Below are 23,437 nucleotides of genomic sequence, written 5' to 3' on the forward strand. Positions count from 1 at the left end.
CCCCATTTCCACTAGATTACACCTCTTTATAGCGCTTCTGTAACAATTGCTGTACACGTGCCGCATACATTCTAAAATAGGGAATGTTTTGCGCGGCAACCTTTCCAAAATCCATTTGCATTAATGTTTCTTCTAACAGTTTGAACTCGAATTCTAAAAATGTATCATGCTGTTTCTGAATCGAATGTGGGATGTTATGCAAGGCATCCGCAATTTCTCGCACATATGTTACACTGGATTCATCTTGGCTTGAATAGGAAAATACATTTCGAATCAATACAAACGTTTCTTGCAATATTTCATACCCGATATGATGCAATACATTTTGATTCACCAACTCCCCTCATTCCTTTCTCTATGGTCCTTCAATTCCTGTATTGATTTGGAACTCATAATTTTCTACAAACCATTTCTCACCTTCTAATACTAAATTTAATTTCATAGTGTGTTTTTCTTGTTGTTCTGTTCCATCAACCGTTACAAGATAATCATATTTAACTGTTACATCCGCTTTATTATCAGCGGTTTTGATGTAATACATATCTGTTATCTTTGCTTTCGTTTGAATGTGCATAGAGCCATCATCTTGTATATGGTTATGTGCATCCTCTGGCGCATTTAATAATTTGTTTCGTGCTTCCCCTGTTATCATTTCTTTGATCTTTTCAAATCCTGGCTTTTCTTTTTGCTTGTTATCATTCTGTATTAACAGCTCTACAAACTGTTTTGCTACTTCTTGCCCTTTATCTTGGGTATTTTCTGTTAAAACTGTTACACGCTTTTCCAATGCTCGATTCTCTGTTTTTAGCTCTTTTACTTGTTCCGTCCATTTCTTTTCTGTCTGCTCAACTTTATGCTGTAAGGTGCGATTTTGATTCCATAACCATACACTGATACCCACTAGTACAACTATGATTAAACCAACGATTCCCTTTTTCATCCCTAATCCTCCCTTTCTTTCCGCTTATTTCGGCAAATAAGGTGCTGGGTCGACTTGACCAAACGTCAAAGATGTTTTGATCTCAAAGTGAAGATGTGGCCCTGTTACTTGCCCTGTTCTTCCACAAACACCTATCTGTTGACCGACTCCAATGTTTTGACCTTCCTGTACAGTAATGGACGACATATGACCGTATAAACTCCAATATCCATTCCCATGATTGATTACAACTACGTTTCCGTATCCGCCAAACCCCGAACCGGAAGCGCCAAATTTCGCCCACTCTACAACGCCACCTTTCGACGCGGCAATTGGTGTGACACCGTCTTGGCAAGAATAATCAATACCTTTATGAATAGTGCCCCAGCGTGGCCCAAATGGGCTTGTAATCGTTGTTTGAGCGATAGGACGAATAAACCCTTGTGAGCTTGCTGATCCAGTATCTACAACGCCGCCTGGCTTTCCCGCTTCACAATTAAAAGTAAGGCCGCCCATTTGCGCCACAAACTTTGTTACTAATACAGGCCATAAACCATTTGTGCCATGCGGATCATTTGCGGCTCCTGGCGGTGCATATTTCGCTCCTATTGCTTCTATTGTTGTAATCCCCATACCGATATAATTTTTATATAAGTTTCGTGCCATAGCGTTGATTCCTTCATCTAAAGTGGCGAACTTCATGAATCCTTTCATTTGTGAACTACCAGGGTCCATGAGGCCACCAGGGTTGTTATAGTTCTTTACTGCATTAGAAGTACCATTACCCGTTTCCAATCTTGCAATGGCCGCTAGTAAAACGGGATCGATTTGGTTTTGTGTTCCTGCATTTAAAAAGGCTTGTGCTTTCCCTGTAAAAACGCCGCCCAGGTGGGGTTGTAGTTCTTCTGGTGCCACTGTTTTTCCACCTGGCCGACAAACCGTCATTCCATTACTTGGGATGGTTGCTGGTGCTTCCTCTTCTTTTTTGCCAATGCCTTGCCCCAAAACGATAAATAAAAGAAATCCAATACAAACGAACAATCCTATCGTGAAAGTAGAACTCCCAAAAAGAAATGTCAGTAACCAGGATTTCTTTTTCTTCTTCTTTTTTTGTTCTTGTGCAATCTCTTCTTGTACCGTTTTATCTACAACTTCTTTTATTTCTGGTCTCATATCATCCCTCCCCCCTTACAACATGTATCAAGATTGATTGGAATACTTTCGAACAATCAGCCCATATGTAAGGGCCAAAAGAATAGGTATAATCGCTAAAACATGAAATAGTAACGTTAAAAGAGTAGATTGCTGGTTTTGTATAAAGTCTAATAATCCAAAATGACCGATTCCTACAAACCAGATAAAAAAGGCTAGTTTGGCCCTGTCATCAATAGAGCAACGTAACTCATTATGGATAATTTGGAGAGTTAAAAGAATAAGCGTATACCAGATAAGTAACCCTAAACCAATCCATCCTAATAAATCTGTCGGCCATTCTCTCTGTATGAAAAGAATGATTATGTTCATCCACCCTAAACACCCAATACAGAGAAAAATACTGATACTCACCATTTTCATACACGTTAATCCCCAGTGTTTCATAGCTATATCGCTCCTTTTTTCGTAAAAAAATAGTAAAGTCCTAAAAGTCTAGGACTCTACTCATCTTTTTTTTGTGGCTCCAAATCATCTAAGTTATCTAAGTTTTGTGGATCAGTAGAAGGCATCCAATTTTCACTTCCCGCGGCTACAGCTCCATATTGTATATCTGGTGTATCGATTGTTTCCGCTTCTCCTTGAATCGGTTCATTTTTGCTTACTTCTTTCTCATTTACTCGTGTTAAATCAGTAGGGGAAATGGATTCCGTTGGGATAAATGAGTCAGAAGAATTTATTTCTTGTACAGTTGACTCGACATCTATATTAGGTTTTTTTGCAACAATCTCCCCAGACTCATTTACTTCTGCAGGAATAGCATCTGGAATATCTGCACTTGTTGTTTCTGGTGTATGAGGGACAATGACACCCTCCTCATTTACATCTGCACGAATTGTATCTGGTATTAAAGGATCATTTGCCTCTGTTTCAATTGGTGTTGGGATTTCTTGTTGTGGAATATGTGTTGAAGTTTCCTGTTCTGGCTGTATTTCTTCTCTTGAAATATCCATCGGAATTTCTTCTGTTGGAATGTCTTGTTGTGGGATATCGGATGGGATTTCTTCAAATGTTTCATGATCTGGTAACACTTCCTCTAATGGAAGTTCTTGTGTTGGTACTTCTGTTTGAATCTCTTCATATGCCTCCATATCGCTTGAAACTTCTTCTAGTGGCATTTCTTGTTCTGGTACCTCTGTTTGGATTTCTTCATATGCCTCCATATCAGTTGAAACCTCTTCTAATGGTACCTCTCGTTCTGGTACTTCTGGTTGTACCTCTTCGTATACTTCTATATCAGGCGGAATATCTCCTAATGGTACCTCTTGTTCTGGCACTTCTGGTTGAACTTCTTCATATCCCTCTATATCAGCTGGCATTTCCTCTCCTGTTGGAATTTCCTCATCTTCTAAAGATACAAGTTCTGGTTGAACTTCCATTTCTGATTCTTCTACTTCTGTTCCTTCTTGTTGTTCTTCCATTTCTTGTTCTAATGCTTCCTTATCTAAGCTGATAAGGTCTTGTTGCATTGGTGCCTCTTCTTCACCTGGTGTCGTTTGTTCTTTTCCTTCCTCTTCCTGCTGTGGTAAATTCCCTTCTTTATCACGATCCTGTAAGGAAATCAGCTTTCCTTTCTTTTTATTCTCTTCTTTTTCTTGTTCCGTTTGATTATTTGGTAAATCGTTCGGTATATTCGCTTGCACTAACGGGTTAGCTTTTGTCTTTTCGTTGTCTGTCCCTGCATTTTCTAACTGGCCGCCTGCCGCCGCTAATTCAGCCGCGCTGTTAAAATGTGCTCCCATTTTGTCTCCAATATAAGACATTGTATTTCCAGCGTACTCTTTTCCTTTATCTACAAAGTTTTCAGTCATAAGAGATATATTTGTGACCGTTTCATACACGCCGCGCGCTCGACTAAAGGCCGCAACAATATTTCCTCTAAACAGGTAGCAAAGAACGAAAACAAGAATTTGAAAAATCATTGTAGACACATATCCTGCAACGCCCGCTTCTGGTAATACATACAGTAATTCTGCCACCGTAAAGATGATAACAAGCATAACTGACATAAATATTTTTAATGCCAATGGGCGAATCCATTGTGAAGCCCAGCTTTCAATAACTCTGCGGTGTCCTGGCAATAGAGCCACCGCCATAACGATTGGTGAGATAATACTCATGACAAGGAACCATAATTGGAATGCTACAATTAGTAAACAAAACGCAATTACTGGAACACCTGCGAATGTATTCACGACATAATACATGACTGTAAATACAAGACGCTCTCCCACCGATGAAATAACCATCATTTGGTTTCCATCATCTGTTACTTCTTTTCTAACTAGATCATCACGTTCTTTACCTGGTGCTTTCGCTAGTAATCCATCTACTCTTTTAGTTCCTATTTTTTCTTTAGAATCTTCCCCATACTGTAGAAACAAATATGGTCGTTCAACCAATAAATCCCAAATCTGCTTTTTCACTGAAAAAATTGCATCTGCTTTAGAACGTCCTGGATCACCCGCAACCGTTCCCGTTGCTTTCGCCAATACTGTTACACTAATTTCAGAACTAATTGTATTCGCACTCTTTAAAATTGTACTTGCGTTCCCGATGTACGTAACAATAAAAGCAATGACAAATACTGTTTTTACTAATTCACTTAAACCTTTTGAGGGTTGGCGTTTAATAAAAAAGATATATCCCGCATAACAAGCGGATAACACACACGCAATGCCGATAATTGCTGGGAATAACCCCGAAGATAAAAAGCCGCCTTTTCCAATACCAGCAATATTTTGCATAGCCGCTCCTAATTTATCTGCAACCGTATCTACAATATCCAGGTTCAACGCTTGATCGACTAAAAAGATGGTTAATTGGCCCAGAATCACATTTAACTGAAAGGCCATATTCGCAAACCATTGACAAGTTGTATACAATATCCGTTGTAAGTCTTTTCCCACACTATCATCACCAAATAAGTATCCACCAACTTTTTGAAACACGTTTTTATCGTCTTCTTTCGGCTGGTACGTATCAATTTCGTAATACTTATCTTTGTAAATCCCGTCTGTGTACCCACTAAATAGATTTTCAGAAATTCGTGCTCCTTTTTGTTCTTGTTTTTCTTCTGTTTTTGTATCTTCCGCTAGGGCCACATGAGGCCCTAACGGTAGTAAAAAGAATACAAGAATCATACAAATAGAGAAAAGTTTTTTCATTCCTTTTGCCCCCATTTATGAACATGAACTGGCTCTATACTTCCCACAATAGAATCTAAACTATTATGACCATCCCAGTTCCATTCGTAATTTTTCCATTTCCCGTCCTTTTCATCTTTTACTACTTTCAATTTCATTCCCATCTGTGCATTTTCTACAGGATCAAAGTATTTCACACGATAGTAATACTCATTTTCTCCTTCTTTTAAGTCAAATCGGTATAAGTCATATCGCTCCTTCATTCCCTTACTAGCACCTGGATGTTTAATTCGATCTTCTCCAAAATCAAATTTTTTGTATTGTAATTCATTCATTTTTTTTCGATCCATTTCAATATAGGCTCTTACATAGTTCATTGCGGCTTTATCCGCTTCTTTCATGTCACGTTCTTTCTGACTCTCTTGTTGATTTACATTACTTTTCGTTTCATTTGAGCAACCCGCAATCCCCGTTACCATTAACATTCCTGCTACACATAATCCAGATAACATACGTAATTTTTTCATCGTTCCATCCTCCATATACAGATAATTTAGAATACTCTTATCTGTATTGTAATACGAATTACGCTAATTGTTGTGCGCGTTCTTCGTCTGTTTTCGTAGAGGAATCAAATGCAGTCTTTAATTCTTGGAAAACAGGATCAATTTCTACAACCGCGGTTCGCCCGAAAATATCCTGGAACAAGGCTTCGCCGCGTCTAAGCTGGCGTAACATTAAGATATTTTCTTCTGTGACCGGTAAGTTATAGTAACGCAACATTTCTTCCGCTTCCTTATCGTATTTCAATGCAAAACAGAATTTCATCCCCACATTTGCAACCTCTTTGTTTTCTGATTGATAATCGGATGCATTTTGTGTGCCTAAATACAAGCCGATATTGTGATAACGTCCTTCTCGAATGATTTTGTCAGAAGACGCCGCACCCTCTTTATTTTTCAAAATACTTGATGCTTCATCTTGTAGGTATACTTTGAAAATACTACGGTCGGAATGCATTAAGGATTTACCAAATGCCGCTAATGCAATTAAGATACTACGAGATAATTTGTCTGTAACACTTTCATTCTTTTCCTCTGATTTCGGAATGCGTAAATGTTGAATTTGTAATACTTGTAACGGACGTTCTAGACTTAATACGCGGTAATCTTGACCTTGTTTACCAAACAATAAATCTCCTAGCTGAATGCCTTCTAAAGTCGCTAAACGATTTGTAAGGGCATTTAACCGTTCTAATTCAGTTGGCAATAAGTTAGGTTCTTTCTTCATTTCCACTAGCTCTTTACGAACCAAAGTTAAACATGCATCTTCTTTTTCCGCCACTCGTTCAATCGCTTTATATAAATAGTCATATCGGATATCCTCTAAACCTACATCCGATAGGAACGTCAAAATTTCAAGTGCTAAACTCTTCGCATCTTCTATCGTTGCGCTGATTCGGAATGGGTCTAAACAGCCCGCATCTTCTTTATTCTTCCCAAGCGTCCATACTTGCAAGGTATCCTCATTGAACCCTGGCAATAATTCGGGCCATCTTGTGCGATCACCCTTAGGATCGATGATAAATGCCCTTCCGCCACTCATAACAATCCAGAAAGCGAGTAAGTTCATTAAGAAAGATTTCCCTTTCCCTGTTTGCCCCGCAAACATAACTGATAAACTTTCAAACGCTGTCACAATGTTATCTAATGCTTTCGCCGCTAGTTCGGGACGAATAAAAACAGGACGATTTAATTTCTTTGTCTTTCCAATGTAAAACCCTTGATTGTCGCCAATTTGTGTCGTTGCCCCAAACATTCCCTGTGCAAGTACGCCTGGTTCCACAAATAACTTAAAGTCTGTATTATAACGTTTAGAGCCTGGTAAGAACTCGTAGAAGTATGCTAATTGTTCTCCAAATGGATTGACCAATTCAATTTTCATTTTGCGATATTCTGTAATGAGCGTATTGACGCGTGATTTTAATGTTTTTTCATCTTCGGCATATACACAAAACAGTACACTTAGTTCATATCCAGGTGCTCCTGTTGTTTCAAATCGATCTTTTACAATTTTGACGCCTCTTGCTTTACGATCAATTGTTAAATCTGTTGTGCGACCACCTACCATTGCTTGTTGACGTTGATCGTTTAATTCCAATTCACTATTTGAGAGCTTTTGTGTGACCATCTGGTTTTCTAAGTGATACGCTCGAATACTCATTTCAACAGGAAACTTTAATGAATGAGATTGAATGCGATAAATCCACTCTCCACCAGGAAAAGCCGATATTTCGGGCATATCTTTCGCCGCAAGAAAAGCAACATGAGAGGTTTCGATTTCTCCTTCTTCATTTTGTCTTTCGAGTATAAGAGAACGCCCTGGGCTTTCATCAATCACCGTATCCGTTAAGTGCACCATTTCTTGTAAATCTGGCCGACGTACTTTTACCGCCTTTCCTTCTTCATTTTTCAAGGTAACCGTAGAACCTACTTTCCAGTTTTGATCCCGATTTAGTTCTTTCATGCCACGTTTGAAGTTATGATGGAATAAAAAGCGTGTTGTAGATGGTTTCGCACGTCTTGTATTATGAAAGGCCCCTCTAACCTGGCTAAATAACACGTCTTCTACTTCTAAATAATTTTCAATTTCCTCTTCTAAAATATCCGTCACATTCATACCCGATATATTTTGAGCTGTCTCTGCAAATCCTTCTCTAACCTTCTTCATAAACTTCCATGTTTCTACGACAGGGTTACGAATTTGTCTTTCTTTCTGTTCCATATTCAGTTGTACTAAAACGAAAAAGCGATATTCCATGTTCTCTTTCGCAATGGCCGCATTTCGTAAGTATTCTTTTACCTTTTTAAAAAGAAAGCGTCCTGTTGGGGCCATTGGCCCTTTTAAAGTGGAAATATGTTCATCCAGAATTTCATCTGAATTTGTTGTACGAGGAATCACAAGCAAGTGGATATCATATTCTTGATGGGTAAATAGAGCGAGTTGATTGCGATAATATACTTTTTTCGTACTTTCATCTTGATGATCGTATTCAAATCCGTCTACTTCATACACTGCGGATACTTTTCCGTCTGTACTAAACGCTAAATTCTTTTCAACGTGCTTTAATGGTGGTCTTTTCATCGTTTTCAACATATTCAACTTCCTCCTTTTGGGGTAAAAATGTTACATCATAAGCGTGTATGTCGTTCTCTTCTTCACTGAATGAATGTACGATTGGTAAATCTTTGACGTCATGTTGTACACATACATGACCATAAAACACATGTTTTTTAAGTTTGGGTACATTCACCAATCGACTACTTTGATGCTTCCGTAAACGAAATGTGATCCAGGACCGAACAAAAGAGAAAAGTGATTTTCCATCTGTTTTATATTTATCTGCGCCCCATACAAGGAAAAGAGGGATCACACCATAATACATGAGCCAAACTTGATCGATCATATCCCCAAATATCCATTTAAAGGGAGGAAGGAAGCGGAAGGCTACAAGCCCCGCTTCTACCGCCGCAAAATAACCAAGTGCCCTCCATGTAACCGCACGCGGAAGACGATACCCCATAATTTCGTACTGTCTTCGCATATAGTTCATATAGCTTCCGAAACAATAGACAATGATAGATTTTGATTCTTTTTCCTTCATGTAGCCCTCTCCCTTTCCATCCCTTACTTAGACGCCAAATAATCCACCTAACCACGTTCCAATTGTTTTTAATGCATCTGGCTTGTTAATGAAGAATACAACAATCCCGCCGCCAACAATTAATGTGATCGCTTTTCCCCATGCGCGCTTTGCCGCTACGATCAAGATAACAATGATAAACGCACAATATAACGCGTATGTTCCTTGTGTCTTCATCATTTCGAAAAATCCTTCTAACCCGATTCCTAACACAAAATGATTTATATTGAACATATACATGCCCCTCTCCTATTTTGTTTTTAAGTCTGTTACGATCCATTGCTTTCCATCTTGTTTTACAAACAACGTATAACCTGTTTTCATTTTCGATTCAGAATGTGGATCAATCATAGATACCTCTGTTTGTACCTCATATGTGCCTTTTGTTTTTCCTGGATAAATCTTAGAGGAAAGTACATTTTCAAATTTCATGGCTCCTTCTAACCCTTTAATATCTGTATTGGCTAAAACATACGCGAGTTCTTTTTGTGTTGCGGTCGTATAGGATTTAAAAAAGGTTGGCAAAAATTCTCGAATGTCTTCTTTTACAGTCATTTCATGAATTTCCTCTCGTTCTTTCTCTTCTTTCCCTTCTGGTACTTCTGCTTTTTCATTCACCTTGACGATTTGAGGGAATCCACTAATCACAAAAGCCTTTCCATCTGATTGAACAGGAACCGACACTTGCTGGATCACCTCCTTATCCTCTGGCCCACTATTATCTGCTTTCATGCGGCTTAATTTGTATCTCACTTTAAAAATTACATTTGCTTCTTTATCTGTGACCTCATCTACTTTTAATACAGTTGCGTATAGAAAATGGGAATCCCATTGTATACTTGCAAAATCCAAACCAACTTGTGGATCAAATGTTTTCGGTACATAGAGCTGTAAGCGCTCTGAACGCTTCTTCTTGCCTTCATCCCCTCTTTGCCACGTAAAGTATTCTTTTACGAACCCGCGAGCAAATTCAATCGCTTCTGGACGTGAGGCAAGGTTTTGTTTTTGTGTGACTTCCTTTGGAGTGGTGCTGGCCTTTGCTTGTATATCTCCCTTCCCTTTTATTACGGTTGTGATGGATACAATGAGCATCCAACAAAACAGGAGCCAAAAGGCCCATTTTCCAATTAAGCGGCCTTTATAGGAAGGAATCTTTGTGGCTTTCCTTGCCTTCCCCTGTTTACTTTCAAATGTTTTTGCAAACCACTGTTTCACCTTTTGAACCATATTCATCCCCCTTTCAATTTCGGTACTGGCGTAAAGATCGTTCGTAGCAATCACAAGCGAATGAAGCCATGCCAACCGCGGTTGATTCATCTTTTATTTCATTTCTTGCATAATTGATAAAATTGTTGAGTTTTGTTTGACTGCCTGTGATATACGGGAATCTAGCATGAACCACATACCGTTTGTCTTCATCCCTCCCCACTTCAAAGGACGCTCCATCTGTAGCCCGAAACGCCCTTACAAACTCCAAACCTTCCAATTCGTCCATCATGCACTCTCCTTTTCTCTTAAAGCTGTAAGAAACTTGTTTGCCTTTTCTTTAAACATCCACCCTTTATCTATTCTTGCTTGCTCGAACATGTCATAACAGCTGATTTCACGCTCGATTTCTAACATGGCTTTTTCTTTTGTAAGCTCTACCCCATCACACTTCCATTCCAATTCATCTGTATTTAATCCAATTTCTATTTCGATAATTTTTCCGTTCTCCATCAGATAAAACTTCTGCATATATACATCTGTTTGAGACAAACAAATCTCATGTACTTCCTCACAACCTATTCCCTCATAGATTTCCACTAGAAATTGAGCTTCAACTTCTCCCACATTTCCTCTTTCGTAAGTGTTTTTATGGGTAAACATTGTCTATCTCCCCCTCATCTTTTTTACTTCTTATCTATCCAAAGGTGATGATCCGCCAACTTAGATGCAATATCCGCCATTTCATGCGGAAAAACTACTTTTATGAAAAGAATCATCCATGCTAAGAAACAGAAAATGAACATCTCCCATTTTTTTGTGTACATTGCATACCCGATTAACACAAACATGACGATACTGACGACAATACCTACCAAAATGGGATTTCCATGTGAAGATATTAGACTAGGATACGGCATCTTTTAGCCCCCCTTATGATCGACCATCTTCCATATTCCCACTACCACTAGGAAGAAAAGCAAAACACCTTCCCATCCTTGTGTATAGTAAATTTCCACGACCTTACTTTTCACCGCTTCCCAGGCTTCTCTTGATCCTGGTACTCTTTCAAATAACCAATCTGAAAAGATAACTAACAGAAAAATACTGGCGCTTATCGATAAAATAAACCGAAACACATTTTTACAGCCTCACTTTCTTTTCGGGATTCTGAATATTGCGATAAATATTGCCGAATGGGTCTTGTAATATATCTTGAAACAGTGTGATAAACACTGGTATCTCTGGACTACTTACCCCTTTTAAGTAGCGAATCAATTCTTTTTCTCTACTTTCACTACCCGCGATAAATACCAGGCGCCATTGCAATATTTCATACCCCATACCAACATGCGTCCGATACTCTGCCGCTTTTCCTTCTTGCGCCATGAAATCGTTATAACGGATAATCTTTTTTTCTAATACTTCTTTTGACCCGTAAGAACGTTCCATTTCCATAAATACACCAATGTTTTTATCAATCGCTTCTTTTAAACCAATCACCGCAACTCCATCTGGGCGTATGACACGACTTTTTCCTTTTGCATATTGAAATGTGGCCCGCGGTTCATTTATCCATTCCTTTAATTCCAATCTTTCTTCTCTCTTCGATATTAATGTCATGGCACATTCAATCTTTGCTAGCATTAAACTGTGATACACAAAGGATGCTGAACGTTTGGACCAACTATTTTTCCAATGCACTTCCCCTCGAAATCCACGAACCATTTCAACTCCTTTGGGTGTTAATGTATAAATCCGTTGAGGTTTCGCAAATTTTCGTTTCTGATTCCTCGATGATGTAACAGGTAAATACTCGTAACGGATATAACCCGCTTGTTCTAGCTTATATAAACGATTCGTTACCGATTTTTTGGTATAATCTACATACACCTTTTGATGAATGTACTCAATATCCAAGTAAATGTGTGTATGCAAATTCATGAGTAATTGTTCATCTGTGATTTGAAATAAAATGTTTCCCATGCCCCTTACTCCTTTTCCCAACTATCGAAAATACTTACTTCTTCTTGTGGTGTATCTTCTTTTATTTCTACATTTTCTGTTTCAATTGATACCGCTTGTTCTTTTTCGATTGTTGTAACAGGCTCTTTTACTGGCTTATTTTCTTTCTTTCCTTCTGTTGTTGTCGTAGCTTGTTTTCGGAATGGGATAATTTGCGCTTGTTGTGTGGGTTCGACTAGCTCTGTTTCTGAAACCGTTTCTTTCACCTCTTCATTAGAAGATAGTTTCTTTTCTAACTCATCAAATCCCGATGTCACAACAGGTTTTTCTTTGGTTAAATTGACTTTTTCGGCTTGTTGATACTTGCCTTTTCCATATAGGAACTCATCAATTTCTTTGTCGATCTCTAATCCTGCTTTCCCATTTTGTTGCTCTAAAGAATGAATCTTTGCTCTGGTCCATTCATTTGATGCATGAATTTCTTTTTCGTTTTTGTAATTGGCCGCTTTCCCATTTGGTAGATAGCGGTCTAATGGTGGAACACGTATGGTACACCACACATTTTTTGCTTCACCTCTGATATAATCTTGCGTTTGAATCGCTACAACTAAGTTAGGAAGGTTTTGCAAATACTCTGTACGGAATTGCTTTTGCATAATGCCCTCTAGCGTTTTCGCGGAATTATGACCTTGCCTACATACAAAGTAATTTCCGCCCGCCTCTGTTAACATGTCTGTTAGCTCTCTGTCTAACTGTCCCGAAACTTGCTGGGTAATCACCCATAATCCAAATCCATGTTTCCGATCCTTTGCAATGATTTTTGGAAGAACGGGTACTGGCACGTCATGAGCTTCATCTATCACGCCTAAATGTAGTTTGGAACCATGCGGCCGCTGTTGGGCGATACGGTGATATTGATTACAAATGTAACCGACTGTAAGTAATGTATCTTCTTTTCCCATGCCCGCTAAATCGTAAAAGATAAGGTGGCCTTCATCCATCCACTTCCGAATTTCTAAAGAAAAGCCCGTTTGCCCGTACATCCGCTTTAAATACAGCGTATTACGAAAGATATCTAATCGGTTCAAAATCGCTTGTGTGCTGTCTTCTAACGCGCTTCCCACTTCATATTTCCAAAAGTGAGAGTAATATTTTTGTTCTGGACCTTGTAAATTTGCGATTACATTTGCTCGAAACAGTTCATCACTAATAAAGAGTGGGATACTTAAAATCGTATGAATTTGACTCTTATCACAAAGTAACGTCCCAATAATCGCCCTTAGTAATCGTTCTGTTTGTTGTGCTTGCCCTTGAATCATTAACTTAATCATTTCCATAATGGATTCAACCACTGTTTGGATATCTTCATTTGGAAAACGATGAAACAAATTCAAAGCTGGCGGATGATCTGTGTTTCGAAAACGGATAAAGTGAACCTTACTCCAATCCACTTCTTTCCCATCCTTTTCCGCTTTCAATAGTCGATTCATTGCTACATATGCCAAATCTTCGGTTGGATCAAATAGAGACAATCCACCCGCTTCATTCGGATTTTCTAGCCATTTATCAATGACACTTTGCATTAACCTCATGGCAATGGTACTTTTACCAGACCCAACTTTCCCCGTAATGTAGCCATGATTCTTGAAAAAGTCTTCTCGAATTTTTACTAATCGGTCCTTGATATAAGGATGCATCACATGACCAATTGAAATGCCTTCGGCCAATAAATCATTCGGTATCATGTTTTCCCCTTTATCTAGATACAAGATGTTTCGCTCTGTCTTGCTGTTTTTATCACCCGTTACATTTGGAAGATGCAACAAGTTTAATAGCTCTGATCCCGTCCATATCATTTTTCCGTATACGGGATGTGGTACAGCTGGCATACTGCGTCTTAACCTTCTGTATCTCAGCTCATTCACATCAGCCATAATACTTGCGACCATATGTCCTAAGTTCTTAATAACAGGTACGCCAGGGTAATACTCACTTGCGAATGAAACAGATACTTGAAACGCCACTTCGTTTTTTGCAAACCGCTTATTTAATGCGCGAATTTCTTCTTTTTCAAAGGCATCTAGCCCATGCTTTTTCTTCTTTCGAATGGCCTTTTCTGCTTTTCGAATCCCTTTTGTCAGCTGATATCCGTTATCTGGTGTAAAAGCAATATCAATCCATGTTTTTTCTTCCATTGCGCTTCCTAACATCGGTAATACATCACGTGTATAGCGTGCTAGTGATAACGTGGCATCTAGCCGCTTTCTCTTTAATACCATCCGTCCTCCTACCGCTTTTCTTGTTGGAAATGGCATTTCTTCCTTTGGGACGGTATAAATTTCACTGTGGGTATAGGCGCTTTGTATCGCTTGCACAACCTGTTTGATCTTATCCTCTGGACCACCTACATAAAAGCGGACACGCTCATTTTCTCCCTCTGGACGATACATCGTCATGCGGTACCAATCGCGACCTTTTAACAGACGTTCTAAGGGCTTTCGACCCGAACCATGTACATGCCGAATCATTTGCCCTAGCTTATCTGGTGTAACTTCATCATCTATGTGCGGGATGAACAATACATATCGATACCGCTTCTTTTCTAGATATAAATAGATGCCATGTAAGACAATCCGTATGACAATTCCCAACAAGATCAATAAAGCAATACCACGAAACACACCGACTACAGTTGGCACCAGCTTCATCAATTCTGTGAGGATTTTTTCTTTAGAAAACCAGACAAATGCGACAGCTCCTATACCTAAAAGCATTTTCCAGTTCTTTTCTATGAAGTTTTCAATTTCTCTATCTAACTTGCTGTGCGCCACTTCTTCACTTCCTTTCTATCCTTGAAATGGCCTTATGCAAGGGCTAATACCTTTTCACGATGCTTTTCTGTTCGTTCTTCTGCGGCTAATTGAATCAAAATTTGAGGTTGCATGATCCCGTTTTGAGGTTGATTAATTTGATCTAAGAGTGTTTTATAGTTGAAGAGTTCTTGCTTTACTTGTTCAATATCTAATTCACCATCTACCGTTACTTGTTCTTTCCAGAACGTTTCCCAGCATTCTTGACGATTTTGATACGCTTGTTTTCCCATCTTGCTTCCTCCTTTTAAGTAGGGAGGATATTCAGTGAAAGAATGTCCTCCCATGAATATTATGATTTGTGCGCTTTTTTATAGGGGTCTAGCGTGACTAGAAGGGAAGAGAAAATCATGCCCTTTCCCATTTTTCCCGTCCATGCTTCTGTACGCTTATTTGTTGAAGGTGTATGTGTTGTATGTGGAACTCGACCAATATAAAAACCGCGTTTACTTCGCATATGCTTAATTGGTTTCATAAGAAATCCTCCTGTATTGTTTTATCCTTCTATATCGTTAAATAGAAATATTGTATAGTTTTAAGCGATGAGTGGGTCCAATTCTAAATACACATCAAATCTGTGCAATAACTCTTCTGGTATCGCTTGAAAACTCACAAAAACTCTTACATTCAGTTCCTCTAGTTCTTCTAAAAGATCGATGAATCCCTCTGGATTATTGGAATACAACCTTAATCCTTCATCTATAATAACGACATCCGATTGTTTGCATGTTTCTATTTCTGTTTGGCTTAGAAAAGAATCTTTTGATGTAAAGGTGATAATGTGAGCACCCATTTTTTCGTATTCTTTATACTCTCCTTCCCCATCTAAGACAGTCGCTTGTTGATGATCTGCCATGACAAGGTTAAGGAGTTGCTTCATCAAACCCGTTTTTCCTTTTCCTGTTCCACCTCGTACCAGAATATTTCTATTTTCTTCTCCAAATACAAATTGAGGATTCATCTTGTTCCCTTCATTCCCTATGACAATGGAATTTGACTTACTCATGTCATACCATTTTGGCTTCATAAATGTTGGAATTTGTGCACTTCTTCCAATAAATGTTCCACACATAGCAATCTCACCTTTCCATTTGTATCAGTTTTTATAAAGCTACTAAATCTAATTCCTCTAAATCTGTAGAAAGAATCTTAATTTCTTGTTGGTGCTCTTTGAATAGAACATGTTGGATATTTTTTCGCAACTGAAACCCATCTTCCACCAATGCAAGTAAATATGATTTCGTATATTTCCTATCATTGATTTGATAATGTACATCAAATATGCACATTTGATCCCGCCCTCCCTTATCAGTTGAGAGTGTTTTACACTTCTTGATTTTTACGTTTTCTAATTACGTAAACAGCTAGGATGCTACCAAGAACGACAAATGTAACACCAATCCATTTCCAATATGGATTTTCAGCTTTGCCGCCTGTTGTTGGTAAATGGCTTTCTACTTTCTTAGGTTGTTCTTTCATCGGTTGTAGTTGTTTTACAATATGTTGTGGTTTCTCTGGTGTTGGTACAGGTTTTTCAATGACCTGTGGTGTTTGTGGCTTCTCTGGTTGTGGTTTTGGTTGTTCTGGTTGTGGCGTTTCTGGCGTTGGTGGAACTTCTTTTTTCTGATCTGCTACAACATGTTTGATAATCTCACCATCTGTTTTAATTTCAAAAGAGAATGTTTCTTCATTGATTAAAAATCCCTCTGGTGCAAATGTCTCTTTATATGTGTATTTACCAGCTGGTAATTTCTCAAACTTTGCAATGCCTTGTTCGTTTGTTTTTCCTTTCACGACTTCCTGGCCTTGCTCGTTATAGATCGTAAACTCTGCACCTGGTAACTTGTTGTTTCCGTCGGCTACGTCTACTTTTGTAATTTCTAAGCTACCTTCAATCTTTTTGTTTTTTACGGTGTGTTTTATAATTTCACCATCCGTTTTAATTTCAAAGGAGAATGTTTCTTCATGTGACACATAACCTTGTGGTGCAAGTGTTTCTTTATATGTGTACTTTCCTGCTGGGAGTTTATCGAACTTCGCAATGCCTTGTTCGTTTGTTTTTCCTTTCACGACTTCCTGGCCTTGTTCGTTATAGATTGTAAACTCTGCACCTGGTAACTTGTTGTTTCCATCGGCTACGTCTACTTTTGTAATTTCAATTGATCCTCTAATCTTCGTATTCTTTGCAACTAGCTCAATTGTTTTCCCATTTTCAGTGATGCTAAACGGAATCGGCTCTTTTACTAGCACATAGCCCGCTGGTGATGTCTTTTCGATGAATTGGTACTTTCCGAATGGGATATTATCAATTTTGATGAACCCGTTTTTGTCTGTCTTATGCTCACTGATTTTCTTACCTTTTTCATCAGCTAGGATAAAAACAGCACCTTCTAATTTCGTTTTTCCGTCTTCATCTACTTTTAAGAGCTGTACATTTCCTTTTACTTGATCGTTTTTCACTTCAAACGTAAGTGTTTGATTATGCTCTTTTACTTCAAATGGATACTTTGTTTGATTTAATAAGTAACCTTCTAATCCTTTCGTTTCCTGGAAGTAATACTTTCCAAACGGAAGAGAATGTACTTTCGCAATCCCTTCTTGATCTGTTGTTACTTTTGTGACTGCCTTTCCTTCTGGCGTAAATACTGTAAATTCAACGCCTGGGAGAATCTTGCCTGTATCACTAATCTTTTTAATTTCAATATTTCCTTTGATCTGTACATTTTTCATTTCTACAACAGCAACTTCACCTGTTTTTACTTCAAAAGGCTTTGGTGTAGCGTCTAACACATATCCAACAGGTGCTTTCACTTCTTTTACAGTGTATGTGCCAAGTTCTAAGTTACCCATTTCAGCGATACCGTTTTTGTCAGCTGTAATCGTTCCCATAACTTGTTGATTGCTGTTTGCGACTTCAAATACTGCGCCTGGTAGCGGCTTTTTGTTTCCATCCACTTTCATCACTTTTAAGGCGCCATTTGCTTTCCAAAATACTTGTAAGTCTGTGCTTACTTGTTCTGTACTGCGTTCTAATAATACAGTTGCATCTTGAATCGTACTTGTTCCTTTATATACGACTGCATGAACATTCGTTAGATTTGAAACGACTTTTAGAGATAGTTCACTACTCTTAGAGGATTTTGGTACTTGAATACGGAACTTTTCTCCTAGTTGGAACGTTTCTTTTACTTCACCTTGTTCTGTGACAATGCGTGTGCCTTGTGGTGCGTTGTTCATTTCTACATGGAATGTACCTTTTTTTGCATTTGTTTGAACGTTGTATGTTGTTGTTTCAAAATATTCACCGTTTAATTGGGCTTCTTGTTTATCCGTTGGGATGACATTCATCCAGACATCTTGTGTATCCTGGCTTTGATTTGCCGCATGAATGATGTTCTTTGCCGCTTTTTCAACAGCCGCATTTTTGAACTGTAATTCATCAACGGAAATCTGGCCAAGTGCATTCCAAAGAGCTAATTGTGTCGCGTAATGGGCTTCTTTCCAATTGGAAACCCCTAAATTTTCTGGTGTTTTCTGTGGGTACCCATTCATTAAGACGCGATAGGATACATCATCTGTTTTGCCCGCTTCGGGTAAATCCTCTCCATTTGGGGATTTCAAACCGTATACCAGACAATACGCAATTTGACCACTTGCGTTCTTTAGAAGCTCTGTACGAACATCTTTCCCATACTGCGGACTATAGGCCCAATCCATCTGATACCTTTCTCGATTGATTACCTCCGCACTGGCTTGATTCAGTGGAATCAAGCAGCTCATCACAAATAAAAGTACACTCGTAAAGAGTAGTAGTGTTTGATACGATCGTTTCAAAACCATTTTTTACAGCTCCTTTAGGATTATTCAGTTTTCAAAGGACGGAATATTTAGAATTTTAACCTTCTAAATATAGAAATTTATACTTTAGTGATAATTATTTCGTCTTTTAGCCGAATTTCATTTACAATACATTTAGTAGGAATATGAACAAAATAAATGTAATCAATAACATGAGGTTAATTCATTCTGTGATGGGTATTGCACGATAATATGTTGGTCTGAAAAGTTTCTCGATTGGAACTTCAAGAAAATCAGCCATTTTTTTGGCTTTATTGGCTTTGAGACTCCTTCTCCCAATTTCAACATCATATAATGTGCCAATTGGAATTTTAGCGCCTTTAGAAACTTCCTTAATACTTAAACCTTTGGATTCCCTATATTCTCGTACAATGGTTTTATTTTCTGACGCTAGCATTTTTTCACCCTCCCTTCCCTTAATTACATTGTATTCGGCTTAAAGCCGAAAGTCAACACTTTAGTGTAAAAAATAACACTAAAGTATAAAAGGAGGATTATACCTAATGGATAACAATATATTTGGGAAAAATATACGAAAGTTAAGAGCAATGAAAGGCCTTAGTCGAAAAGAGTTTGCCCAAGCAATAAATACACCATATAGCACCGTAACAAGCTGGGAAAATGGAGATAAAGTCCCTAAGATTGAACGTCTACCGACAATCGCGAGATTTTTTAATGTTAGTGAATCAAGACTTTTACACCATCAAATGAGTGATAACGAAATTTTAGAAAAAGATAGTAGTGAAACTGATCCGATCGAACGTATGGCGCAAATTTTGATTGAAAAATATAGAAATGTTCCAGAAGAACACAAACCAAGAATCGAAAAAGAAATTCTTAGGATGGCGCAACTTCTGGAAATTGAAATAGAAATGCAATCGCAACACGAGGAGTAGAGCACATTATAATAACAAATTAGAGTACATATATTTATCTATACTTTTTAGTTAATTACGAGTAATCAATATCCAAATGGTTTGTACTATCATATAAATCAATTAATTTTCCCATGATTTCTAAATCTCCATTACATGCCTGAACAATTTGAACAATAAGTGATTCGCAATTAGATTTATTTTGAATATTTTCCATATTACCGCTCCTTTTTGGGATTAATTGATATTCTTGTTCGCTGAAATCCAGCTCAAACATTAAAAAAACTGTTTATAAAGTAACAAAAGACACCGTATAAACGGTGTCTTTTGTCGCTCTTTGTTTTTCTACAGTCAGCCCATTCCTCCGGGATCGACCATATATTGCACATTATTTGGATTTTGGACTTTATTTTTTTCTGAAATACTTAATCCACTTAATAAAATTAATGATACAGTACATAAAATGGCTAATTTTTTCATTTTACGCCTCCACATTTTAACAATTCTTTACAATCATTATACGCCTTTGTTGCATATTGGGCAAAAAAGTAATCACCATTTTCAATGAATAACTTTTTTGATTCGGCTATTATATCCAGGTCCATTTTTGCTTGACCTAAATAACAATACTGAATTGGCGTCAGTTTTTTATTTTTATTTTTTAAGTTCATTAAAATTTCTATTGCTTTTAAATACTCTTTTCTTAAAACAAAATACAACGCTAATTCTGCTGGATGAAGCTGTTCTAAGTTAATTGTATCTATTTCTATATTGTGTATAAGTTTTAAAAAGTTCATGTTATTTATAGCTATTCTATACTTAAAATCACATTTGTTTTCTAATTCTTTAAGTGCTTTTAAAGTATACTCATATGACTTTTGATAATCCGAAAATAAAAAGCTCTCTCCTAGCCTCAAATTGTTCATCGCATTCATAACGGGAAAATATTTTATATTTTCATACATCATTAATTTATTATTTTGTTCTCTAAATTCATTAACTTTTAACCTTCTTAATAAAGCATAACTCCAAATGTCAGTAATCCAGTAATTATATAGGAGTTTTAAATCTTGATTTTTAATCTTAGAAATATTGGTAACAACACGATCTTTATATGTATCAAACATTCCAAAATCTCCGATATCACCACTAGACAGTAGGTATAAAATATCACAAAATATCTCCATATCTAAATTTTCTTTTTTAGGAACTGTTTTTCGAATATCTTCTAAACACAAAAGGTGTTCCTTCGGATTTCCGCCCCTGGGACGTTCATAGAACAGTTTAAAAAGTGGAGAATATTTTTTCACATTACAATCTGTATGACTGCTAGATAAATCAACTAAATATTTTAAAATCGAGGAATAACCGTTAAGATAGGCAATAACAAATAATCTCTTCATGTTAATTTTTACATTTCTTTCATATTGAGCAAAAATGTTTATACAGCATTCTTCATGAATGTCTCTTCTATCTGGGAAAAGAACTTTCGCCATTTTAAACACACTAAACATTGAAACTTCTTTATTATACTTAAACAGATCAGTTAGAGTAGACTTAGAAACTTTTGCTTCAACAGCAAAACAATCATATGTCTTATGTGCATTATTAATTTCTTCTTGTAATTTCCTATTCCAGTAGTTCATACATTCACACCTCTTGAAAGAAAATTCAGACATATTCAATATATTATATCAAACAATTGTTCTAAATGGAGGGTTTTATTCCAGAAATAGGTAAATGTACATGTTTCTCAATATTTTTCAGACAAATAAGGGCCTTCAAACAACTGCTTTCTATATAAAATAAACACATTATTAACACTTTAGTGTAATTTTTACTTTCAAAAGATTGATATTCTGCAAGAAGAACGATAAAATAAGTTTATCAAAACAAAAAAAACCTACCTCACAAATTTTTAATTGGTTGTTCCGGTCGGCAAACTAGACACCAATTAAAAATCCCAGAAAGTAGGATTTTTAACGCATAGAATTTATTCACTTATATACGTTTATTTTAGCACAAAGTGAATCTCTTGTGAAGAAAATCCTCTACTTTTCCTTAACAAATGTGTGGTGGAAAAAATAGGAGGGTTTTTTGTGCTACTAAATAACTTTTTACTAAGTACAGCAAAACGAGAATTAAGTCCAAACCTTATTCATGTTCCTACAGGTGCTATCAATAAATCTGTTAAAAAAGTAATTAAAGCTATTGATATTATTCTGTTCGAGTATGAAGGTAAAACCACTAAAGAATACTTCGTACAAACACCACGCCGCTATCAGGCATTGGAAGTTGTTTTATCTTACCTCGTACAAGAAGGCTTCTCTCAAATGCGACAAGATCAAATCAGTAAAAAATCGGGTATCTCTGTACCAATTATCAACTTTATTCTGAAGTGGTTAGAGGACCTTGAGGTATGCCATCAAATCAAAACAAGACGTCATGGTAAGAAGGCACCATCTATTTACATATTAAGCCTCAATACCAATTATTTAAAAATCATTGAATACTTTAAGCAAAAATGGGCGTTTTCAATTGATATGTTTTCTACATTTACAAAGTTTCTATCTAAAAAACTAAGTAAAAAACAGGAGCAATCTACAGAACAAGCCGAAAAACCAACTGTGCCTACATGCCAGGGAATAGACATATTAGATTCTGTTGCTCCTTCAAATAAAGAAGTAGAAGAAAAACAGCCAATAAATGCCCCTGATTTGGGTGAAAAGTTAGAACTACGATTCCGCGAAATGGATGAGTTTATGAGTAAAGATCAAAAGAAACTGTATATGTATATCATAAGTAAAGATACAAATATTACTGAAAAAGATGCTTATACAATCGCATTGCGTATGCCGCCAGACGTAGATTGGGAAGCACGAAAGACTTTTGAGGATTGTGTACAGTTTTTTGAGATAAACAAATCACAAGAAAGTACGCCTGCACATTTCATAACAATCTATACAAAACAGTTAACTGCAAATAGGAAGCGTAGACAGCAACAAGCGAAAGAAAACATAAGAAATATAGGATTGAGAAAATCAAATAAGAGTAAAATCCCGTTTGATTTATTCAAAAAGATGCTCGATCCAAACGCTTAAATCGTATTTTTTACAAAAAAATAATTGTTTGATAGCCTTGTTCAAAAAATTCCCCCCTAACAAGGCTTTTTGTCATGCCATTCTTTATTTTAATAGATTAAACATATTATCAATCTATTATACTTTTACAAAATAAGGGTGTTTTTCACAACAAATCCACTATGAATTTAAACCCGAATTGAACCTGCTTTTAAATTAGTAATTAAATAAGAAAAATTTTCTAATCCCTTGTGAGAGTAAGGCTTATTGGGCAAAAATAAATCCTAATGTATTTAATTGTTTTAATTTTTTTTAAAACAAGATTTATTAATAAAAAGTATCCTATATTGGGAGTTTCTTTTTTTATAAACTTCTACATATCATTCCTAAATTGATCTATATACGAAAATAAAATCCTCATTTTCTCTTAATATGCAAATCTACAATATTTTAGTTACTCAACATATTTCCGAACAAACACACTATTTATGAGTAGCTTTATTCGTTTATTTTCCTACATATCATGATGATCTTTTATCTATTATCATTTCTAATCCCATCTAAACATACAGCAAAAATACTGATGCCTATGTTATGCCAAAG

General features: G+C 36.9%; 26 protein-coding genes. 2 read left to right on the forward strand and 24 right to left on the reverse strand.

The window, feature by feature from the left end:
* Positions 1–16: 16 nt before the first annotated feature.
* The 21 genes from MR147_RS24760 to MR147_RS24860 all read right to left on the reverse strand — a co-directional run bounded on the left by MR147_RS24760 (position 17) and on the right by MR147_RS24860 (position 19,276).
* Positions 17–337, reverse strand: a complete 321-nt coding sequence (locus MR147_RS24760; protein WP_000248033.1) for a hypothetical protein — start codon at positions 335–337, stop codon at positions 17–19.
* A gap of 18 nt (positions 338–355) precedes the next feature.
* A complete protein-coding gene (locus MR147_RS24765) occupies positions 356–940 on the reverse strand; it encodes a hypothetical protein (RefSeq protein WP_086717774.1) in 585 nt (194 codons plus the stop codon).
* 24 nt (positions 941–964) lie between these two features.
* The gene (locus MR147_RS24770; protein ID WP_061678412.1) at positions 965–2,092 is read right to left on the reverse strand and encodes a peptidoglycan DD-metalloendopeptidase family protein; all 1,128 of its coding nucleotides are present in this window, start codon (positions 2,090–2,092) and stop codon (positions 965–967) included.
* A 27-nt stretch (positions 2,093–2,119) separates the two neighbouring features.
* A complete protein-coding gene (locus MR147_RS24775; protein WP_000683510.1) occupies positions 2,120–2,518 on the reverse strand; it encodes a hypothetical protein in 399 nt (132 codons plus the stop codon).
* A 56-nt stretch (positions 2,519–2,574) separates the two neighbouring features.
* The gene (locus MR147_RS24780; RefSeq protein ID WP_086717773.1) at positions 2,575–5,298 is read right to left on the reverse strand and encodes a CD3337/EF1877 family mobilome membrane protein; all 2,724 of its coding nucleotides are present in this window, start codon (positions 5,296–5,298) and stop codon (positions 2,575–2,577) included.
* On the reverse strand, positions 5,295–5,804 hold the full coding sequence (locus tag MR147_RS24785) for a hypothetical protein (protein ID WP_061678410.1): 510 nt from the start codon (positions 5,802–5,804) through the stop codon (positions 5,295–5,297). The genes MR147_RS24780 and MR147_RS24785 overlap by 4 nt, the downstream gene beginning before the upstream one ends.
* A 58-nt stretch (positions 5,805–5,862) precedes the next feature.
* The gene (locus MR147_RS24790; RefSeq protein WP_061678409.1) at positions 5,863–8,433 is read right to left on the reverse strand and encodes an ATP-binding protein; all 2,571 of its coding nucleotides are present in this window, start codon (positions 8,431–8,433) and stop codon (positions 5,863–5,865) included.
* On the reverse strand, positions 8,393–8,941 hold the full coding sequence (locus tag MR147_RS24795) for a TcpE family conjugal transfer membrane protein (protein ID WP_061678408.1): 549 nt from the start codon (positions 8,939–8,941) through the stop codon (positions 8,393–8,395). Before MR147_RS24795 ends, MR147_RS24790 begins: the two co-directional genes overlap by 41 nt.
* Before the next feature lie 27 nt (positions 8,942–8,968).
* Entirely contained in the window at positions 8,969–9,220 is a 252-nt protein-coding gene (locus tag MR147_RS24800; protein ID WP_000281809.1) for a TcpD family membrane protein, read from the reverse strand.
* Between the two features lie 9 nt (positions 9,221–9,229).
* Complete coding sequence (locus MR147_RS24805; RefSeq protein ID WP_061678407.1) at positions 9,230–10,207, reverse strand: conjugal transfer protein; 978 nt, start codon at positions 10,205–10,207, stop codon at positions 9,230–9,232.
* A 13-nt stretch (positions 10,208–10,220) separates the two neighbouring features.
* Positions 10,221–10,478: a hypothetical protein gene (locus MR147_RS24810; RefSeq protein ID WP_033685378.1), complete on the reverse strand. Its 258-nt coding sequence runs from the start codon at positions 10,476–10,478 to the stop codon at positions 10,221–10,223.
* Positions 10,475–10,849 (reverse strand): hypothetical protein, encoded by a 375-nt coding sequence (locus MR147_RS24815; protein ID WP_061678406.1) that lies wholly within the window; start codon positions 10,847–10,849, stop codon positions 10,475–10,477. The genes MR147_RS24810 and MR147_RS24815 overlap by 4 nt, the downstream gene beginning before the upstream one ends.
* 23 nt (positions 10,850–10,872) lie before the next feature.
* Complete coding sequence (locus MR147_RS24820) at positions 10,873–11,106, reverse strand: hypothetical protein (protein ID WP_061678405.1); 234 nt, start codon at positions 11,104–11,106, stop codon at positions 10,873–10,875.
* Positions 11,107–11,329: 223 nt separating this feature from the next.
* The gene (locus MR147_RS24825) at positions 11,330–12,172 is read right to left on the reverse strand and encodes a replication-relaxation family protein (RefSeq protein WP_061678404.1); all 843 of its coding nucleotides are present in this window, start codon (positions 12,170–12,172) and stop codon (positions 11,330–11,332) included.
* A 5-nt stretch (positions 12,173–12,177) separates the two neighbouring features.
* Entirely contained in the window at positions 12,178–14,982 is a 2,805-nt protein-coding gene (locus MR147_RS24830; RefSeq protein ID WP_061678403.1) for a type IV secretory system conjugative DNA transfer family protein, read from the reverse strand.
* Between the two features lie 32 nt (positions 14,983–15,014).
* Positions 15,015–15,254: a hypothetical protein gene (locus MR147_RS24835; protein WP_061678402.1), complete on the reverse strand. Its 240-nt coding sequence runs from the start codon at positions 15,252–15,254 to the stop codon at positions 15,015–15,017.
* 59 nt (positions 15,255–15,313) lie between these two features.
* Positions 15,314–15,496 (reverse strand): hypothetical protein, encoded by a 183-nt coding sequence (locus tag MR147_RS24840; protein ID WP_061678401.1) that lies wholly within the window; start codon positions 15,494–15,496, stop codon positions 15,314–15,316.
* 60 nt (positions 15,497–15,556) lie between these two features.
* Positions 15,557–16,093, reverse strand: a complete 537-nt coding sequence (locus MR147_RS24845; RefSeq protein WP_061678400.1) for a type IV secretion system DNA-binding domain-containing protein — start codon at positions 16,091–16,093, stop codon at positions 15,557–15,559.
* A 31-nt stretch (positions 16,094–16,124) separates the two neighbouring features.
* Positions 16,125–16,310: a hypothetical protein gene (locus MR147_RS24850; protein WP_016099495.1), complete on the reverse strand. Its 186-nt coding sequence runs from the start codon at positions 16,308–16,310 to the stop codon at positions 16,125–16,127.
* A gap of 34 nt (positions 16,311–16,344) precedes the next feature.
* A complete protein-coding gene (locus tag MR147_RS24855; protein WP_061678399.1) occupies positions 16,345–18,861 on the reverse strand; it encodes a SpaA isopeptide-forming pilin-related protein in 2,517 nt (838 codons plus the stop codon).
* Between the two features lie 181 nt (positions 18,862–19,042).
* On the reverse strand, positions 19,043–19,276 hold the full coding sequence (locus tag MR147_RS24860) for a helix-turn-helix domain-containing protein (protein ID WP_061678398.1): 234 nt from the start codon (positions 19,274–19,276) through the stop codon (positions 19,043–19,045).
* Between the two features lie 106 nt (positions 19,277–19,382).
* Between MR147_RS24860 and MR147_RS24865 the strand changes: the two genes are divergently transcribed.
* Positions 19,383–19,775 carry a helix-turn-helix domain-containing protein gene (locus MR147_RS24865; protein WP_061678397.1) on the forward strand — a complete coding sequence of 131 codons (393 nt, stop codon included), beginning with the start codon at positions 19,383–19,385 and terminating at the stop codon, positions 19,773–19,775.
* A gap of 55 nt (positions 19,776–19,830) precedes the next feature.
* Here MR147_RS24865 and MR147_RS24870 read toward each other — a convergent pair whose 3' ends face one another.
* From MR147_RS24870 to MR147_RS24875, 3 genes are all read right to left on the reverse strand, one after another.
* Entirely contained in the window at positions 19,831–19,971 is a 141-nt protein-coding gene (locus tag MR147_RS24870; RefSeq protein WP_163248476.1) for a hypothetical protein, read from the reverse strand.
* A 134-nt stretch (positions 19,972–20,105) separates the two neighbouring features.
* Complete coding sequence (locus MR147_RS27095) at positions 20,106–20,234, reverse strand: hypothetical protein (RefSeq protein WP_255259297.1); 129 nt, start codon at positions 20,232–20,234, stop codon at positions 20,106–20,108.
* Positions 20,231–21,400, reverse strand: a complete 1,170-nt coding sequence (locus tag MR147_RS24875; RefSeq protein ID WP_061678396.1) for an AimR family lysis-lysogeny pheromone receptor — start codon at positions 21,398–21,400, stop codon at positions 20,231–20,233. The genes MR147_RS27095 and MR147_RS24875 overlap by 4 nt, the downstream gene beginning before the upstream one ends.
* Positions 21,401–21,853: 453 nt before the next feature.
* Between MR147_RS24875 and MR147_RS24880 the strand changes: the two genes are divergently transcribed.
* Complete coding sequence (locus MR147_RS24880) at positions 21,854–22,855, forward strand: hypothetical protein (RefSeq protein ID WP_061678395.1); 1,002 nt, start codon at positions 21,854–21,856, stop codon at positions 22,853–22,855.
* Positions 22,856–23,437: the final 582 nt, after the last annotated feature.

The sequence above is a fragment of the Bacillus cereus group sp. BfR-BA-01350 genome, assembly GCF_022663775.1.
GTDB lineage: Bacteria > Bacillota > Bacilli > Bacillales > Bacillaceae_G > Bacillus_A > Bacillus_A paranthracis.

Bases quoted from the DNA above. Each gene is read 5' to 3' on its own strand.
- MR147_RS24765 (WP_086717774.1), bottom strand. From the start codon at position 940: ATGAAAAAGGGAATCGTTGGTTTAATCATAGTTGTACTAGTGGGTATC.
- MR147_RS24770 (WP_061678412.1), bottom strand. From the start codon at position 2,092: ATGAGACCAGAAATAAAAGAAGTTGTAGATAAAACGGTACAAGAAGAG.
- MR147_RS24775 (WP_000683510.1), bottom strand. From the start codon at position 2,518: ATGAAACACTGGGGATTAACGTGTATGAAAATGGTGAGTATCAGTATT.
- MR147_RS24780 (WP_086717773.1), bottom strand. From the start codon at position 5,298: ATGAAAAAACTTTTCTCTATTTGTATGATTCTTGTATTCTTTTTACTA.
- MR147_RS24785 (WP_061678410.1), bottom strand. From the start codon at position 5,804: ATGAAAAAATTACGTATGTTATCTGGATTATGTGTAGCAGGAATGTTA.
- MR147_RS24790 (WP_061678409.1), bottom strand. From the start codon at position 8,433: ATGTTGAAAACGATGAAAAGACCACCATTAAAGCACGTTGAAAAGAAT.
- MR147_RS24795 (WP_061678408.1), bottom strand. From the start codon at position 8,941: ATGAAGGAAAAAGAATCAAAATCTATCATTGTCTATTGTTTCGGAAGC.
- MR147_RS24800 (WP_000281809.1), bottom strand. From the start codon at position 9,220: ATGTATATGTTCAATATAAATCATTTTGTGTTAGGAATCGGGTTAGAA.
- MR147_RS24805 (WP_061678407.1), bottom strand. From the start codon at position 10,207: ATGGTTCAAAAGGTGAAACAGTGGTTTGCAAAAACATTTGAAAGTAAA.
- MR147_RS24810 (WP_033685378.1), bottom strand. From the start codon at position 10,478: ATGATGGACGAATTGGAAGGTTTGGAGTTTGTAAGGGCGTTTCGGGCT.
- MR147_RS24815 (WP_061678406.1), bottom strand. From the start codon at position 10,849: ATGTTTACCCATAAAAACACTTACGAAAGAGGAAATGTGGGAGAAGTT.
- MR147_RS24820 (WP_061678405.1), bottom strand. From the start codon at position 11,106: ATGCCGTATCCTAGTCTAATATCTTCACATGGAAATCCCATTTTGGTA.
- MR147_RS24825 (WP_061678404.1), bottom strand. From the start codon at position 12,172: ATGGGAAACATTTTATTTCAAATCACAGATGAACAATTACTCATGAAT.
- MR147_RS24835 (WP_061678402.1), bottom strand. From the start codon at position 15,254: ATGGGAAAACAAGCGTATCAAAATCGTCAAGAATGCTGGGAAACGTTC.
- MR147_RS24840 (WP_061678401.1), bottom strand. From the start codon at position 15,496: ATGAAACCAATTAAGCATATGCGAAGTAAACGCGGTTTTTATATTGGT.
- MR147_RS24845 (WP_061678400.1), bottom strand. From the start codon at position 16,093: ATGTGTGGAACATTTATTGGAAGAAGTGCACAAATTCCAACATTTATG.
- MR147_RS24850 (WP_016099495.1), bottom strand. From the start codon at position 16,310: ATGTGCATATTTGATGTACATTATCAAATCAATGATAGGAAATATACG.
- MR147_RS24855 (WP_061678399.1), bottom strand. From the start codon at position 18,861: ATGGTTTTGAAACGATCGTATCAAACACTACTACTCTTTACGAGTGTA.
- MR147_RS24860 (WP_061678398.1), bottom strand. From the start codon at position 19,276: ATGCTAGCGTCAGAAAATAAAACCATTGTACGAGAATATAGGGAATCC.
- MR147_RS24865 (WP_061678397.1), top strand. From the start codon at position 19,383: ATGGATAACAATATATTTGGGAAAAATATACGAAAGTTAAGAGCAATG.
- MR147_RS24870 (WP_163248476.1), bottom strand. From the start codon at position 19,971: ATGGAAAATATTCAAAATAAATCTAATTGCGAATCACTTATTGTTCAA.
- MR147_RS27095 (WP_255259297.1), bottom strand. From the start codon at position 20,234: ATGAAAAAATTAGCCATTTTATGTACTGTATCATTAATTTTATTAAGT.
- MR147_RS24875 (WP_061678396.1), bottom strand. From the start codon at position 21,400: ATGAACTACTGGAATAGGAAATTACAAGAAGAAATTAATAATGCACAT.